This is a genomic window from Streptomyces sp. NRRL S-37 (genome assembly GCF_000721605.1).
Classification (GTDB): Bacteria; Actinomycetota; Actinomycetes; order Streptomycetales; family Streptomycetaceae; genus Streptomyces.
In genome coordinates this window covers 1-14,325 of sequence record NZ_JOIZ01000004.1, presented here as the reverse complement: position 1 = coordinate 14,325, position 14,325 = coordinate 1, and the positions used below count along the sequence as shown (strand labels likewise).

The following is a 14,325-nucleotide window of genomic DNA, read 5'->3' as shown; positions in this document are numbered from 1 at the left end:
CCGCCGCCCCGCGGTCACGATTCGGTTTCGGCCACCCCGCACCCTCTTGCCAGCCGCCCGTGTAATCGATTCCAATCCTCCGTGTAATCGATTCCACGAGGAGGTGGAACGGCGATGGCGAGCATCAAGGACGTCGCCGCGCGGGCCGGGGTGTCCGTCGCCACGGTGTCGCGCGTCCTGAACGACCATCCGTCGGTCAGCGCGGACGCCCGCACCCGCGTGCTGGCCGCCGTCGAGGCGCTGGGCTACCGCCCGAACGCCGTCGCCCGCTCCCTGCGCACCGACCAGACCCGCACCCTCGGGCTGGTCATCAGCGACGTGATGAACCCGTACTTCACCGAGCTGGCCCGCTCCGTCGAGGAGGAGGCCCGCGCGCTCGGCTACAGCGTGATCATCGGCAACGCCGACGAGCGGCCCGACCTCCAGGACCACCACGTGACGACGCTGCTGGACCGCCGTATCGACGGGTTGCTCGTCTCCCCCACCGACGGCGGGTCGCCGGGCATGCTGGACGCCGCCCGTGCGGGCACGCCCATGGTGTTCGTCGACCGGTGGATCCCCGGCGTGGACGTGCCCGTCGTCAGGTCGGACGGGCGCGGCGCCGTACGGGACCTGGTCGCGCACCTGTACGCCCTCGGGCACCGGCGGCTCGCGATCATCGCCGGGCCCGCCGCCACCACCACCGGCCGCGAGCGCGTGGACGCCTTCCGGGAGGCGCTCGGCGCGTACGGGCTCCCCCTCCCCGACGCCTACATCGGCCAGGGCGACTTCCAGGCCGACAGCGGGCGCCGCGTCACCGAGGGCTTCCTCGGCCTGCCCGAGCCGCCCGAGGTCGTGTTCGCCGCCGACAACCTGATGGCGCTCGGCGCGCTGGACGCCGTCCGCGCGCGCGGGCTGCGGGTGCCCGACGACATCGCGCTGGCCGCGTTCGACGACATCCCCTGGTTCGTGCACACCGATCCGCCGGTCACCGCGATCGCCCAGCCGACCGGCGCGCTGGGGCGGGCCGCCGTGCGCGCGCTCGTCGACCGGATCGAGGGGAGACCCGGCGCGTCCGTCACCCTCCCCGCCCGGCTCGTCGTACGCCGCTCGTGCGGTGAGCCGGCGCCCCCGCAGTCCCCCGCACCACAGTCCCCCGTACGAAGGAGTACGTCGTGAGCAGCCCGGACGAGTTGCTGCGCATCGAGGGCATCCGCAAGACCTTCCCGGGCGTGGTCGCGCTCGACAGCGTCGACTTCGACCTGCGCCGGGGCGAGGTGCATGTGCTCCTCGGTGAGAACGGCGCCGGCAAGAGCACGCTGATCAAGATGCTCTCCGGTGCCTACACGCCCGACGCCGGCCGGATCACGGTCGGCGGCGAGGAGGTGCGCATCCACGGTGCGCAGGACTCCGAGCGGCTCGGGATCGCCACCATCTACCAGGAGTTCAACCTGGTCCCCGATCTGACGGTCGCCGAGAACATCTTCCTGGGGCGGCAGCCGCGCCGCCTCGGGATGATCGACCGGAAGCGGATGGACGCGGACGCCGAGGTGCTGCTGAAGCGGGTCGGGGTGGACGTCTCCCCCCGTGCGCGGGTGCGCGAACTCGGCATCGCACGGCTCCAGATGGTCGAGATCGCCAAGGCGCTCAGCCTGGACGCGCGGGTGCTCGTCATGGACGAGCCGACCGCCGTGCTGACCTCCGAGGAGGTCGAGAAGCTGTTCGCCATCGTGCGGCGGCTGCGCGAGGACGGCGTCGGGATCGTGTTCATCACCCATCACCTGGAGGAGATCGCCGCCCTCGGCGACCGGGTCACCGTGATCCGGGACGGCCGCAGCGTCGGGCAGGTGCCCGCCGCCACGCCCGAGGACGAGCTCGTACGGCTCATGGTCGGGCGGTCGATCGAGCAGCAGTACCCGCGCGAGCGCGCCGAGGCCGGTGACGCGCTGCTGAAGGTGGAGGGGCTGACCCGGGACGGCGTCTTCCACGACGTGAGCTTCGAGGTGCGGGCCGGTGAGGTCGTCGGCATCGCGGGGCTCGTCGGGGCCGGGCGGACGGAGGTGGTCCGGGCGGTGTTCGGGGCCGACCCGTACGACGCCGGGACCGTGCACGTCGCGGGGACCCCCCTGCGCCGGCACGACGTGAACGCCGCCATGGCGGCCGGGATCGGGCTGGTGCCCGAGGACCGCAAGGGGCAGGGGCTCGTCCTCGACGCCTCCGTCGAGGAGAACCTCGGCCTGGTCACCCTCCGGTCCGCCACCCGCGGAGGGCTCGTCGACCTCAAGGGGCAGCACGAGGCCGCCGAGCGGATCGCCGGGCAGCTCGGCGTGCGGATGGCCGGGCTCGGCCAGCACGTGCGCACGCTCTCCGGCGGCAACCAGCAGAAGGTCGTCATCGGCAAGTGGCTGCTGGCGAACACCAAGGTGCTCATCCTCGACGAGCCGACGCGCGGCATCGACGTCGGCGCCAAGGTCGAGATCTACCAGCTGATCAACGAACTGACGGCCGCCGGTGCCGCCGTGCTCATGATCTCCAGCGATCTGCCGGAGGTGCTCGGCATGAGCGACCGGGTGGTCGTCATGGCGCAGGGGCGCGTCGCGGGCGAACTCCCCGCCGGCGAGGCCACCCAGGACGCCGTGATGGCCCTCGCCGTCAGCACCACCACTCCCCACAGCAACGGAACGGAGGCCTCCCGTGGCCACTGACACGCTCAAGGGCGCGCAGGGCGGCGCCACGGCCGGCCTGCGCCGCCTGCTCCTCGACAACGGCGCGCTGACCGCGCTGATCGTCCTCGTCATCGCCATGTCGGCGCTGTCCGGGGACTTCCTGACCGCCGACAACCTCCTCAACGTCGGCGTCCAGGCCGCCGTGACCGCGATCCTCGCCTTCGGCGTCACCTTCGTGATCGTCTCGGCGGGCATCGACCTGTCGGTCGGCTCGGTCGCCGCGCTGTCCGCGACCGTGCTGGCGTGGAGCGCGACCGAGGCCGGGATCCCGGTTCCCCTGGCGGTCCTCCTCGCCGTCGCGACGGGCATCGCCTGCGGTCTGGTGAACGGCTTCCTCATCTCGTACGGGAAGCTGCCGCCGTTCATCGCGACGCTGGCCATGCTGTCGGTGGGGCGCGGTCTGTCGCTCGTCATCTCGCAGGGCTCGCCCATCGCCTTCCCGGACTCGGTCTCCCACCTGGGTGACACGCTGGGCGGCTGGCTGCCGGTGCCGGTGCTCGTGATGGTCGTCATGGGGCTGCTCACCGCCTTCGTGCTCGGCCGGACGTACATCGGCCGCTCCATGTACGCCATCGGCGGCAACGAGGAGGCCGCACGCCTGTCCGGCCTGCGGGTGAAGCGGCAGAAGCTCGCCATCTACGCCTTCTCCGGGCTGTTCGCCGCCGCCGCGGGCATCGTGCTCGCCTCCCGGCTGGCCTCCGCGCAGCCGCAGGCCGCGCAGGGCTACGAGCTGGACGCGATCGCCGCCGTCGTCATCGGCGGCGCCTCCCTCGCGGGCGGCACCGGCAAGGCGTCGGGCACGCTGATCGGCGCGCTGATCCTCGCGGTGCTGCGCAACGGGCTCAACCTGCTGTCCGTCTCCGCGTTCTGGCAGCAGGTCGTCATCGGTGTCGTCATCGCGCTGGCCGTCCTCTTCGACACGCTGCGCCGCAAGGCGGGCGCGACCACCCCGGCCGCCGGGGCGTCCGGAGGCGGGAACAAGGGCAGGCAGGCACTGACGTACGTCATCGCGGCGGTCGTCGCCGTCGCCGTCGTCGGCGCGACCTCGTTGCTGCACAACGGGTCGTCGGCGGGCAAGACGCAGCGGATCGGCCTGTCGCTGTCGACGCTCAACAACCCGTTCTTCGTGCAGATCCGCGCCGGCGCCGAGGAGGAGGCGAAGAAACTGGGCGTGGACCTGACGGTCACGGACGCGCAGAACGACGCCTCCCAGCAGGCCAACCAGCTGCAGAACTTCACCAGCGGCTCGCTCTCCGCGGTCGTCGTCAACCCGGTGGACTCCGACGCCGCCGCTCCCGCCGTGCGCGGCGCGAACAAGGCCGGCATCCCGGTCGTCGCCGTGGACCGCGGGGTCAACGACGCGGACACGGCCGCGCTGGTCGCCTCCGACAACGTCGAGGGCGGCGCGCTGGGCGCGAAGGCGCTCGCCGAGAAGCTCGGCGGCAAGGGCACCATCGTCATCCTCCAGGGGCAGGCCGGCACCTCCGCCAGCCGCGAGCGCGGCGCGGGCTTCGCCGAGGGACTGAAGGACTACCCGGGCATCAAGGTCGTCGCCGAGCAGCCCGCGGACTTCGACCGCACCAAGGGCCTGGACGTGATGACGAACCTGCTCCAGGCGCACCCCGACATCGACGGTGTCTTCGCGGAGAACGACGAGATGGCGCTCGGCGCGATCAAGGCGCTCGGTTCCAAGGCCGGGAAGTCGGTCCAGGTCGTCGGGTTCGACGGCACTCCGGACGGGCTGAAGGCGGTCGAGGCCGGCACGTTGTACGCGTCCGTCGCGCAGCAGCCGTCGGAACTCGGCAGGATCGCGGTACGGAACGCGCTGCGGGCCGCCGATGAGGAGAAGGTGGAGAACATGGTGAAGGTGCCGGTGAAGGTGGTCACCCAGGACAACGTGGCCGGCTTCGAGGGCTGACGCCGGGATCGGGGAGCGATTTCATGTACGACTACGACCTCCTGGTCGTCGGATCGGCCAACGCCGACCTGGTGATCGGGGTCGAGCGCCGGCCCGGCGCCGGGGAGACGGTGCTCGGTTCCGACCTGGCCGTCCACCCGGGCGGCAAGGGCGCGAACCAGGCGGTCGCGGCCGCCCGGCTCGGTGCCCGTACGGCCCTGCTGGCGCGGGTCGGCGACGACGGGCACGGGCGGCTGCTGCTGGACTCGCAGCGGGCGGCCGGGGTGGACACGGTGGGCGTGCTGGTGGGCGGGGCGCCCACCGGGGTCGCGCTGATCACGGTGGACCCGTCGGGCGACAACAGCATCGTCGTCTCGCCGGGCGCCAACGGCCGGCTGACCCCGGCGGACGTGCGGGCGGCCGGAAGCCTGTTCCACGCCTCCCGGGTGGTCTCCGCACAGCTGGAGATCCCGCTGGAGACGGTGGTGGAGGTGGTGCGGAGCCTGGTGCCGGGCAGCCGGTTCGTGCTGAACCCGTCCCCGCCGCGCCCGCTCCCGGCGGAGGTGCTGGCGGCCTGCGACCCGCTGATCGTCAACGAGCACGAGGCGAAGGTGATCCTGGGCGACGACGCCGGGGCGGGTGACAAGCCCGAGGAGTGGGCGCGGCTGCTGCTGGCGAAGGGCCCGCGGTCGGTGGTGGTGACGCTGGGCGGCGAGGGCGCGCTGGTGGCCTCCGCCGAGGGCGTCCACCGCGTCGCGTCCGTCGAGGTGCGCGCCGTGGACACCACCGGCGCGGGGGACGCGTTCACCGCCGCGCTGGCCTGGCGTCTCGGCGCGGGCGAACCGCTCGCCGAGGCGGCGGCGTACGCGGCCCGGGTGGGCGCGGCGACGGTCACCAAGGAGGGCGCGCAGGTTTCCTTCCCCACGGCGGCGGAGATCGACGGGCTGTGCCGTACCGGTCCGGGGGACGGCCCCCGGACCCCCGGCCGGGGGCCGGACGGCGCATCCGGCGCCGACCCGGAAGGCGGCACCCGGTGAAGAAGCACGGGATCCTGAACAGGCACCTCGCCGGTGCCCTGGCCGAGCTCGGGCACGGCGACGGGGTGCTGGTGTGCGACGCGGGGATGCCGGTACCCGGTGGGCCGCGCGTGGTGGACCTCGCCTTCCGCGCGGGGGTGCCGTCGTTCGCGGAGGTGCTGGAGGGGCTCCTCGACGAGCTGGTCGTCGAGGGCGCCACGGCCGCGTCCGAGGTGCGGGACGCCAATCCGGCCGCGGCCGAGCTGCTGGCGGGCCGCTTCCCCGGCCTCGGCCTGGTCCCGCACGAGCGGCTCAAGGAGCTGAGCGCCGGCGCGCGGCTCGTCGTCCGCACCGGCGAGGCACGGCCGTACGCGAACGTGCTGCTGCGCTGCGGGGTGTTCTTCTGAGGCGACCCGCGGTACCGCCGTACGCGCTTCGAGGGGGCCCGGTCCGTCGACCGGGCCCCCTCGGTCCCTCCCCCGCCAGAACCCCTCAAGTCCCCCCGGGTCCCCTCCCAGGAGTCCTGACTCCAAGTACGACCCGCGAGGTGCGGGGAGGGTTGCACGGTCCCTCCGTAATTTTTCCGGCTCCGGTTCCGGTTCCCTACGATGTCCTCCTGGGCAGGATGCGGTCGTCCGGTACGCGTTGGGGGCGTGTGGCGATGCTGGTGCAGGAGTTCCGGACCGGAGTGGTGCCGCCCGCCGAGCGGTGGGACTTGTGGCAGGACGTCGCCACGCGGACGCACGTGCCCAACCTGCTGCGCAGTGAGCGCAGCGACGACTTCGAGGCCACGATGCGGGTCCTGCCGCTGGGGGACCTGCAGATCGCCGAGCTGGACCTGCCGCACCTGGACACCGTGCGCACACCGCGCACCATCCGGCGTTTCGACCCCGAGGTCCTCCAGATCAACTGTCATCTCTCCGGCGACGGCATGCTGGCGCAGGACGGCACCGAGGGGGTGTTCGGGGCGGGGCAGCTCATCGTGGCCGACACCAGCCTGCCGTACGACGTCCGCATCAACAGGACGTCGCAGCGGTCCACGACGGTGGTCGTCAGCCTGCCCCGGGCCCGGCTCCCGCTGCCGCCGCGCGCGGTGCGCCGCCTGCTGGCGGTGCCGGTCCCGGTGGACCGGGGCATGGGCGGCGCGCTGCACCGCTGGCTGGCCGACGTCGCCCGGCGGGCCGACGAGTTCACCGAGGCCGACGTGCCGGCGCTGGCCTCGGTGACCACGGATCTGCTCGCCTCCTTGCTCGGCCGCTGCGCGGACTCCGAGGACGCGCTGCCACCGGAGTCCCGCCGGCGCGCCCTGCACACCCGGATCCGGGACTTCATCGACCGGAACCTGGGCGATCCGTCACTGTCCCCGGCGACCGTCGCGGCGGCCCACGGCATCTCGGTACGGCACCTGCACCAGCTGTTCGCGGCGGAGGGCGAGGCCCCGGCGGCCTGGATCCGCCACCGCCGTCTGGAACGGTGCCGCCGCGACCTGGCCGACCCCCGGCTGCGGGGCCGCTCCGTCCACGCGATCGCCGCGCGGTGGGGCTTCACCGACGCGGCCACCTTCAGCCGCGTCTTCCGCCGCGCGTACGGCATGACGCCGACGGACCACCGCCATCACCACGCGGGCCGCGACCGGTAGGGGCGGTCCGGCGTCTCCTGCCGGAATCGACAAGATCCCTGCACGGACGGTCAAGGATTCAACCGCCCGGTGGGCGCATGCTGGTGCCCGTGCACGGTGGGGGCTGTGCACCAGCGGGGAACAGGGGGGAAGCAGCGTGCGGTGCCGGCGAACGTCGGCGTCCGATCCGGCACCGCACGGCTTGCGCTCCGCGCGAGCCGGAAGGAACCGTTCTCTCGCCCTCGTACGAGCCCGGTCCCGGCTCCTGTCCGCGTGCCCCACGAACCGTGCCGCCGTCCCGGCGAGTACCTCCCGCCGACGTGCGCAGGCATCGGCATTGTCCCCACCATGTCCGGATCGCGTCACACCGTGATCAACGGCGTTGCGTCCGCAACGGGTTGTGCGACAACATGTTCGAACAACTTTGTGATGCGTACGTGACGCACGGGGGTGACACACGTGAAGTTCGACATGGGGTCCACGACCCTGTCGGAACTGGGAAAGAACACGTCCGGTTCGAGCACCGACCTGGGCACGCTGATCCGCATGCTCATCCAGGCGGCCGAGCCGCTGGAGGGCAAGTTCAACGGTTCCGGAAAGGTCGCCTTCGACTCGTTCAAGACGCGCGCGGACGAGATCACCGCCGCGCTGAACGAGTCGCTCGGCGCGATCCTCGAAGGCCAGGGCGGTATGGACACCGCGTTCACCACCGGTGAGACCGAACAGCAGGACAACGCCCAGAAGAACATGGGCGCGGCCAACTTCGACGCGGCCCGCTTCGGCGCGCGCTAGACCGCCGGCCGGGGCAGAGGCCGACAACCACAGGGGGTTTTGACGATGGGCCAGAATCTGGACCGCCGCTCCTACGACACCGGCGCGTCGAGCGAGGTGCAGGGTGGTCTGCAGGGGATCGTCGGGCAGTTGGAGCGCGTACTGGCCGACCGCGACAGGGCCGTGAAGGCCGCCATGGCCGACTTCCAGGCCGACGGGGTCTCCGAGGAGTACCACGGCAAGGAAATGCGCTGGAACCGCGCGGCCGACGAGGTGCGCAACATCATCCGACTGGTGCGCACGACCCTCGAGGAGAACGACGGGACGGCCCAGTCGACGATGGCGAAGGCGCGGGCGGCGGTCGACAACATCGGCTGACGCGGACGCGTCGGCGGGGCGACGGCACACGGGAGTACGGGGAATCCACATGACGGGGTGGGACATATCGCCGTCGGGCGTGCAGCACGTCCTCACGGAGACGGCGAAGGCGGCCGAGGGCCTCTCGAACACCGGGAAGGCCCTGCAGGAGACCATGCCGAGCGCGGCGAAGTCCGCCGGCACGATCCAGCAGGGCGGCGTGGAGAAGAGCGGGGTCCAGGGCCCGGTCGCGGCGGCGCTGGGCGAGTTCTTCACCGCCTACCAGGAGAAGCTGATGTACGTCGCGGTGCGCACGTCGAACTCCCTCGACGGGGCGGCCGGCGCGACCAACGCGTACGTCAAGGGTGACCTGGAGATGGCCGCGCAGGCCCAGGCGAACGCGCTGAAGGAACCGAAGATCGACCTGCCGGGTGCGGGCGGTCAGCAGGGGGGCCGGTGAGCGCGGACCTCATCGACCCGCAGAACATCCCGCAGTTCACCGGCGACCTGGAGCAACTGGGCACGGACCACATGCTGCTGACGGCGGAGGCCATCGCCTTCCGCCAGTCGGGGTCGGACGTGCACACCCGCTTCCAGGGGCTGTCGGCGTGCTACACGGCGCCGGAGGCGGAGCAGTTGTTCGCCACGACGGCGCCGGTGGCGGCCAAGGCCGACGAGTTCGCCGACGACCTGGAGAAGGTGGCGGCGGCCCTCAGCTCGTACGAGACGGAGATCCAGCCGCTCGTGGCCAGACTGAAGAGCCTCAAACAGCGTGCGGAAACCTTCCGGCAGCAGATCGCGGGGGACGACGACTGGCGCGAGGACGACGACAACGTCCAGCTCAACAACGACCTGGTGTACGACGTCAACGCCACCGCGGAGGCCTTCTGGCTGGCGGAGATCTCCTGCCACAACAAGATCACCGCGCTGGTGGGCGGCTCGACGCTGATCATCGAGGACGGCGCCCAGCAACGGCTGATGAAGCTCGGCGACAGCACCTACGGCTTCACCGCCGACCTCCTGAACCAGTCCGAGGAACTGCCCTGGGGCAAGACCGTGGAGAAGGAGCGGCACGGGCTCGACTGGCTGGGCCACCAGCTGATGGAGTTCGGCAAGGGGTTCGTCGTCGACGGCGTGTGGGGCACGATACGGGGCCTCGGCACCCTCGTCGGTTTCGACGGCTGGGACGCCGCGGGCGAGGCGTGGAAGGGGCTCGGCAAGCTCGCGACCGGCGTGCTCATCACCGCGGTGCCCGTCGTCGGCGTCGCCTACTGGGCGATGCCCGAGGACAAGCTGCCCTCCTACCTGCGCGACTCCCGCAACGCGGTCAAGGAGACGGGCAAGGCGCTGGTCGCCTGGGACCAGTGGGGCGAGAACCCCGCACGGGCGGGCGGCGCGGTCACCTTCAACGTCCTGACGACGGTCTTCACCGGAGGCGCCGGAGCGGCGGCGAAGGGCGGCGCGGTGGCCCGTACGGTCGGCGCGCTCGGCAAGACGGCCCGGCTCGTCGATCCCATGACGTACCTCGGCAAGGCCGCGACGTTCGGCACGGTCAAGGTCGCCGACCTGTTCGCCGGCCTGCGGGGCGTGCACGCGGGCGCGTACGCCGACATCCTCTCCGGAACGGGACGGGTCCAGCCCGACGGCAGCGTGGTCCGGGTCGCCGACGACATGCCGGTCATCCGCGACAACGTCGTGGAGTGGCCGGACGGAACCCGGCTGAACCTGGACGACGGCTCGGTCGTCCGCGCGGACGGGACGGCTGCGCCGGCGAAGGTGGAACTGTCGGCGGCGGACCGGGAGCTGCTGGAGCGGAGCCTGCCGCACGAGGAGGGTGTGCTCGTCGGGGCGGGCGAGCGGGCGGGCGTGCACGCGGCCGGGGAGACGGCGGCCCACGTCGGCGGTGACGCGACGGGCCGGGCCGGCGGGAACACGGCACCGACCGCTCACGCCGGCGAGCACGCCGGGGCGCGCGGCACGGACACGGTGCCCGCACGCGACACCGGGGGCCATGCGGCGGGCGGTGACGGGCACGCGGGCGGCGGGGCCGACAGCGGCTCGGTTCCCGCCCAGCACGGCGGGACCGGTGGCGGTCGCGGTAGCGGAGACGGCTCGGGCGGATCGCCGTCCGGCAGCCGCGATCCGCTGGATGTCGAACGTGAAATCATGCGCCGGCAGGTCGAGCGGGCCAACAACGACCCCCAGTGGTTCAAGGAGCACTACCGCGAGAACGGATACCGGCGCTCCACGTCCGCCGAGGGCGGGTACGGCCAGGCCGTACCCCAGCTCACGCGCAACCCGCTCGCGCCGCCCAAGTGGATCGCGGCGAGTGACATGCCTCCGGCGATCAAGGAGGACTATGTGCGCCCGGATCCCATCAAGGGCAAGGCATCGGACCTCCCCGACAAGATCCTGGAGGACCTGAACAAGCAGGCCGCCAAGCGGGACGCGGCCATCAAGGCCGACAACGCGGCGGAGGGTGCCCTCGGAGCCGCGGAGAAGGCCTACGCGGCCAACCCCACGGACGAACTGGCCGCCGCGAGGGATCTCGCCGACAAGACGCACTCGCCGCTCCACGGCGACGCCCGCCGGCAGAGCGAACTGCTCGGCGAGCACGCCGCCGAACACCACGCGATACCCGAGCACTACGCGGGTGCGGTGCGCCTGGACGACGGGGCGTTCGGGAACAACCGGTTCGACCAGGTGTACCGGACGACGGACGGCCGGTATGTCGTCGTCGAGGCGAAGGGGTCCACGAAAGCATCCCTCGGAGTGCGCAAGGGGCACAGTGGGCGGTTGGTGACACAGGGGACAAAGGAATACTTCGAGACCATCCTCAAGGAAATGGAAAAGAGGGCCGCGAAGCTCCGCAAGGATGGTCACCTCGATCAAGCCAGAGCTGAGCGCACCTTGGCCCGTGACCTGAAAACCGCGCTGGGTGCGGGCAAGGTGGACTATGTCCTCGTGAAAGCCAAGCCCGACGGGGCTAAGTACGCTGGCTACGAAATGAAGCAGTTCGACCTCACGAAATGAGGAAGTAGTTCATGCCGACGCGCGTCTCCCGACCTGCGCAGGGAATCGGCCATCCGAACCCCGACGAACTCAGACAAGAACTCAACGAGGACACGCTCGAGGACATCGGGCGGCTCGAGGAGTGGCCTCAGAGTTTTGGCATGACCTTCAGTAGTGCCTTGCACACCGCCAAGCTCCAGTGCTCCCTCGACCCCACCGCGGACAAACTGGAGACGTGGGAAGCCTGGGTCATGGCCATGCAGGTCGGGTCCGCCCTGTTCGCGTCGGCGACCGCTCCCGAGGGCTCCACCGTCGAGTGCGTGATCGGCCACGAGGTACGGACGATTCCCGCCGTGGGAATCACGCATTTCGTGGATGCGGGTACCTGGCTGGAAGCCTTCTGGCTGGCGGTCGTCTGCCGGGACCAGGCGCGGATGACCCAGTTGTGCGAGGTGCCGGTCGAGACGCTGCGGGCCTCCGGCGCCGTCTTCGAGGAGTACATCTACCACTGGGTCGACGCCCTCCAGACGTACTGGCTGGAGCGGCCGGGGCTCGGGGACAAGCTCGTCGCCGCATTCGACGGGACCGATCCCGACCGGCTGCGGTTCATGGACCGCGAGACGATGCTCAAAGTTCTTTATCCGCCGATCAACCTCTTCTACCGCTTCGTCAGCCGGGACGCCGACCGGTTCAACGAGGCTCTGGCCCAGGCGCTCGAGCTGCACAAGGAGTACTGGACGGCGAACGAGGAGCGTCAGGAGACGAGTGACGGTGACATCCCCCTCGACGTCCTCGCCCTCGCCTGCCTCGCCCACGACGCCGGACTGCCCGTCGAGGTCGAGTCGGAGTACCTGCCCGAGAACCTGCTCGAGCGCAGCTGGCTGGGCGAATTCCCGACGTGACACGAGGTAACTGATCACCATGACCGCTCAGGACTACGACAGCCAGCTCCTCGAGTCCGTCTCCGTGCGGCGACGGCGGTTGCGGGACGCCCTGGTGTTCGGGGCGCAGCGGCAACGGCGGGCCGTGGACGAGCGGATGGGGAAGGCGGTCGCCGGGGTGGTGATCGCGGCCGTGCTGTGCGCGGGGTGTGTGGGGTGGTCGTTCGTGTCGCACCGGCTGATCGGGCAGAGCCCGTACTCCCCTGGCGTTTCCACGCCTTCCGACAGTCCTACGAGCCGGTGATAGGTTCGCGATCGTGATGTCTACGGGGGCCTTGAGCAGGGAAACGGCCGGTGGGCCGACGGTGTTGAGCCGGGTCACGCTCGTCGGTGAGCGGCGCCGCGTCGACCTGGTGCTTCCGGCTCGGGAGCCGGTCGGGCTGCTGCTGCCCGAGATCATGCGGTTGCTGGACGACCGTGTGGAGGGGCGGCCCGCGTCGCGTCACCTCGTCACGGTGGACGGCTCCGCGCTCGATCACGACAGCACACTGGAGACGGCGGGCGTCCGCGACGGCGCCGTGCTGCGTCTCGTCCGCGCGGAGGACGCCCCGCCCGCTCCCGTCGTGCACGACGTCACCGACGAGGTGGCGGAGGATCTCGGTCATCGGGCATGGGTGTGGGGGCCGGCCGCGCGCCGGGTCACGGCGGGTGCCGCGAGCGTGGGCTGGATGGTCGTCGCCGCTCTGTTCGCGCGTGCGCAGTACGACCGGACGGTCGTCGTCGGTGCCCTGCTCGCCGCGGCCGGCCTGGCCGCGGTCACGGGTGCGGTCCTGGGACGGCTGCGCCGGCACGGGCCGGCCGCGACCCTGCTGTGCGGCGCGGGCGCGCTCGGTGTGCCGGGTGTGTGGAGCCTGGTCGACGTCGTCGGCGGATCCTCGGCGGACGCCCTGCGGCTCGCCGGGGTGGCCGCCGTGAGTGTGCTGGTCCTCGCCCTGCTCGGGCTGTTCACGCCGTTGGGACGGGGCGGGGTCGTGGGCGCCGGTGCCGTGGCCGTGACCGCCGTCGGCTGGGAGGCCGTCGTGGCCGTGCAGTCCGGCGCCGGGACGGCGGAGCAGCAGGCCCGTGTCGGGGCCGTGCTCGGCGTCGTCTGCGTGGTGGTGCTCGGGATGCTGCCGCGGCTCGCGCTGATGGCGTCCGGGCTCTCGGAGCTCGACGACCGCCGGGCCGGGGGGATCTCCGTCAGCCGCCACCAGGTGTCCGCCGCCCTGGCCGCCGCCCACCGCGGGTTGGTGCTCGCCACGGTCACCGTGGCCGGATCGGCCGCCGTGGCCGCCGTACTGGCGCTGCGGGACCCCTCCGTGTGGACGGTGCCGCTGGCCGCGGTCGTCGCGGTGGTGCTGGCTCTGCGGGCCCGGGCGTTTCCGCTGGTCGCCGAGGTGGTCGTGCTGCTGGCCGCCGCGGCGGGCGTCGTCGTGCGGTTGCTGGTGGTGTGGGCGGAGCGGTCCTCGGCCGCGGCAGCGCCGGCCGTCCTCGCCGTGCTGGCGGTCCTGCCCCTCCTCGTGCTCGCCGTACAGCCGGCCGAGCACGTGCGGGTCCGGCTGCGGCGAGCCGGTGACCTGCTCGAATCGGTGGGGGTCATCGCGCTGCTCCCGCTGCTCGTCGGCGTGTTCGGTGTGTACGGGCGACTGCTCGACACCTTCGCTTAGGAGGCGCGGCGGTATGGCGCAGGAGCAGGGGGATCAGTGGCGGGAGCAGCCGTCGGCACACGGTGGTGGTGGCGACTGGCAGCGGGACGTGCTGCGGGAGCTGGGCGGCGGCTCCGGGAGCGGCCACCCGGGTACGGATGCCCGGCCCGGCGAGCCCGCGCTGCGGCTCGTGCACCCCGCACCCCCGCAGCCCGCGGCCACGGCGTCGGAGGCGGGGCCGGACACGGGCGGTGACGCGTCCGGCCCGCCCGACGCTCCGGGCGGCCCCGCGTCCCCGGCCCTCAGGTCCGGCGCAGGGTCCGCCGACGAGCCGACCCCGGAGCGGCCCTCTCCGCACGCCGCCCCTGCCCCCGCCCACGACC

At 72.2% G+C, this 14,325-nt stretch carries 13 protein-coding genes and 1 pseudogene; all 14 read left to right on the top strand.

The annotated features are described in order from the left end of the window. Nucleotides 1-114 precede the first annotated feature (114 nt). Nucleotides 115-1,158 (top strand): LacI family DNA-binding transcriptional regulator, encoded by a 1,044-nt coding sequence (locus IH50_RS0105660; protein ID WP_030857936.1) that lies wholly within the window; start codon nucleotides 115-117, stop codon nucleotides 1,156-1,158. Then, nucleotides 1,155-2,684: a sugar ABC transporter ATP-binding protein gene (locus IH50_RS0105655; RefSeq protein WP_030857934.1), complete on the top strand. Its 1,530-nt coding sequence runs from the start codon at nucleotides 1,155-1,157 to the stop codon at nucleotides 2,682-2,684. Before IH50_RS0105660 ends, IH50_RS0105655 begins: the two co-directional genes overlap by 4 nt. Continuing rightward, on the top strand, nucleotides 2,674-4,623 hold the full coding sequence (locus tag IH50_RS0105650; RefSeq protein ID WP_030857932.1) for a substrate-binding domain-containing protein: 1,950 nt from the start codon (nucleotides 2,674-2,676) through the stop codon (nucleotides 4,621-4,623). Before IH50_RS0105655 ends, IH50_RS0105650 begins: the two co-directional genes overlap by 11 nt. A 23-nt stretch (nucleotides 4,624-4,646) precedes the next feature. Then, nucleotides 4,647-5,639: a ribokinase gene (locus IH50_RS0105645; protein WP_051767198.1), complete on the top strand. Its 993-nt coding sequence runs from the start codon at nucleotides 4,647-4,649 to the stop codon at nucleotides 5,637-5,639. Next, nucleotides 5,636-6,025: a D-ribose pyranase gene (rbsD, locus tag IH50_RS0105640; RefSeq protein ID WP_030857928.1), complete on the top strand. Its 390-nt coding sequence runs from the start codon at nucleotides 5,636-5,638 to the stop codon at nucleotides 6,023-6,025. The genes IH50_RS0105645 and rbsD overlap by 4 nt, the downstream gene beginning before the upstream one ends. A 254-nt stretch (nucleotides 6,026-6,279) precedes the next feature. Beyond that, nucleotides 6,280-7,257 (top strand): helix-turn-helix domain-containing protein, encoded by a 978-nt coding sequence (locus tag IH50_RS0105635; protein WP_030857926.1) that lies wholly within the window; start codon nucleotides 6,280-6,282, stop codon nucleotides 7,255-7,257. A gap of 438 nt (nucleotides 7,258-7,695) precedes the next feature. Continuing rightward, nucleotides 7,696-8,028, top strand: coding sequence for a hypothetical protein (locus IH50_RS0105630; RefSeq protein ID WP_030857924.1), 333 nt, complete (start codon nucleotides 7,696-7,698; stop codon nucleotides 8,026-8,028). A 45-nt stretch (nucleotides 8,029-8,073) separates the two neighbouring features. Next, nucleotides 8,074-8,385 (top strand): pore-forming ESAT-6 family protein, encoded by a 312-nt coding sequence (locus tag IH50_RS0105625; RefSeq protein ID WP_030857922.1) that lies wholly within the window; start codon nucleotides 8,074-8,076, stop codon nucleotides 8,383-8,385. 49 nt (nucleotides 8,386-8,434) lie between these two features. Next, the gene (locus IH50_RS41555) at nucleotides 8,435-8,824 is read left to right on the top strand and encodes a DUF6507 family protein (RefSeq protein ID WP_063759469.1); all 390 of its coding nucleotides are present in this window, start codon (nucleotides 8,435-8,437) and stop codon (nucleotides 8,822-8,824) included. Continuing rightward, nucleotides 8,821-11,397 (top strand): hypothetical protein, encoded by a 2,577-nt coding sequence (locus tag IH50_RS0105615; RefSeq protein WP_030857918.1) that lies wholly within the window; start codon nucleotides 8,821-8,823, stop codon nucleotides 11,395-11,397. The genes IH50_RS41555 and IH50_RS0105615 overlap by 4 nt, the downstream gene beginning before the upstream one ends. 11 nt (nucleotides 11,398-11,408) lie before the next feature. Beyond that, on the top strand, nucleotides 11,409-12,278 hold the full coding sequence (locus IH50_RS0105610; protein WP_030857916.1) for an immunity 49 family protein: 870 nt from the start codon (nucleotides 11,409-11,411) through the stop codon (nucleotides 12,276-12,278). A 19-nt stretch (nucleotides 12,279-12,297) separates the two neighbouring features. Then, nucleotides 12,298-12,561 carry a hypothetical protein gene (locus tag IH50_RS0105605; RefSeq protein WP_030857914.1) on the top strand — a complete coding sequence of 88 codons (264 nt, stop codon included), beginning with the start codon at nucleotides 12,298-12,300 and terminating at the stop codon, nucleotides 12,559-12,561. A gap of 31 nt (nucleotides 12,562-12,592) precedes the next feature. Continuing rightward, the gene (gene eccD / locus IH50_RS0105600; RefSeq protein WP_030857912.1) at nucleotides 12,593-13,963 is read left to right on the top strand and encodes a type VII secretion integral membrane protein EccD; all 1,371 of its coding nucleotides are present in this window, start codon (nucleotides 12,593-12,595) and stop codon (nucleotides 13,961-13,963) included. Nucleotides 13,964-13,976: 13 nt separating this feature from the next. Further along, a pseudogene (locus IH50_RS38670) lies at nucleotides 13,977-14,325 on the top strand (hypothetical protein); the annotation flags it as partial.